Origin of the sequence: Pseudomonas sp. SJZ080 (assembly GCF_007828295.1) — a bacterium.
Classification (GTDB): Bacteria; Pseudomonadota; Gammaproteobacteria; order Pseudomonadales; family Pseudomonadaceae; genus Aquipseudomonas; species Aquipseudomonas migulae_A.
In genome coordinates this window covers 1-1,235 of sequence record NZ_VIUK01000066.1, presented here as the reverse complement: position 1 = coordinate 1,235, position 1,235 = coordinate 1, and the positions used below count along the sequence as shown (strand labels likewise).

Annotated in this window: 1 protein-coding gene; it reads left to right on the top strand. The window is 55.1% G+C overall.

Translation table 11 applies throughout. From position 1 onward, the window contains the following. Positions 1 to 64: 64 nt before the first annotated feature. Positions 65 to 1,227, top strand: a protein-coding gene (locus FBY04_RS32235; RefSeq protein WP_145319740.1) for an IS3 family transposase whose coding sequence is annotated in 2 segments (ribosomal slippage) — positions 65 to 320 and positions 320 to 1,227 — 1,164 coding nt in all. Because the reading frame shifts where the segments join, the coding sequence is not laid out codon by codon here. The last annotated feature ends 8 nt before the right edge of the window (positions 1,228 to 1,235 follow it).

Below are 1,235 nucleotides of genomic sequence, written 5' to 3'. Positions count from 1 at the left end.
TGTAGTGGTCTAATGAAACCGGACACCCATTTAGGCGAGAATGCTCGCCAGATAGAGGTGTCTGATGACCAAACAACGTCGTTCCTTTTCCGCTGAATTCAAACGCGAGGCCGCAGGCCTCGTGCTCGATCAAGGCTATAGCCATATCGAAGCCAGCCGCTCGCTTGGTGTGGTTGAGTCCGCGTTGCGCCGCTGGGTTAATCAGCTTCAGCAGGAGCGCACCGGCGTTACTCCGCAGAGTAAAGCGCTGACGCCAGAGCAACAGAAAATCCAGGAATTGGAAGCTCGAATCGCTCGCCTTGAGCGGGAGAAATCCATTTTAAAAAAGGCTACCGCGCTCTTGATGTCGGAAGAGCACGAGCGCACACGCTGATTGATCAGTTAAGTACCCAAGAGCCGGTCGATTGGCTTTGCGCAGTCTTTGATGTCACTCGTTCGTGTTACTACGCCCACCGCCTCAGGCGCCGAAATCCCGACGTTGAGCGGCTTCGGTTGCGCAGTCGGGTCAACGAACTTTTCACGCAAAGTCGAAGCGCTGCCGGTAGCCGCAGTATCGTGTCGATGATGCAGGAAGACGGCGAGCAGATCGGGCGGTTTAAGGTGCGAGGCCTGATGCGGGAACTGGCGCTAGTCAGCAAACAACCTGGATCACATGCCTACAAACAAGCGACGGTTGAGCGGCCTGACATTCCGAATATCTTGAATCGAGAGTTTGATGTTCCGGCACCCAACCAGGTCTGGTGTGGCGACATCACCTACATCTGGGCTCAAGGGAAATGGCATTACCTGGCAGTCGTTCTGGATCTCTACGCACGCCGGATTGTGGGCTGGGCGCTGTCAAACAAGCCGGATGCGGATCTGGTCATCAAGGCGTTGGACATGGCTTATGAGCAGCGTGGCAGGCCTCAAGGGCTAATGTTTCACTCGGATCAGGGCTCGCAATATGGCAGCCGTCAGTTTCGCCAACGGCTCTGGCGTTACCGCATGCGCCAAAGCATGAGCCGTCGTGGAAACTGTTGGGATAATGCGCCGATGGAGCGTGTGTTTCGCAGCTTGAAAACTGAGTGGATACCAACCGTGGGCTACATGACAGCTCAAGAAGCGCACCGCGACATCAGTCATTACCTGATGCATCGGTACAACTGGATTAGACCGCACCAATTCAACAACGGACTGGCCCCAGCTCAGGCCGAGAAAAAACTTAACGTCGTGTCCGGGATTAGTTGACCACTACA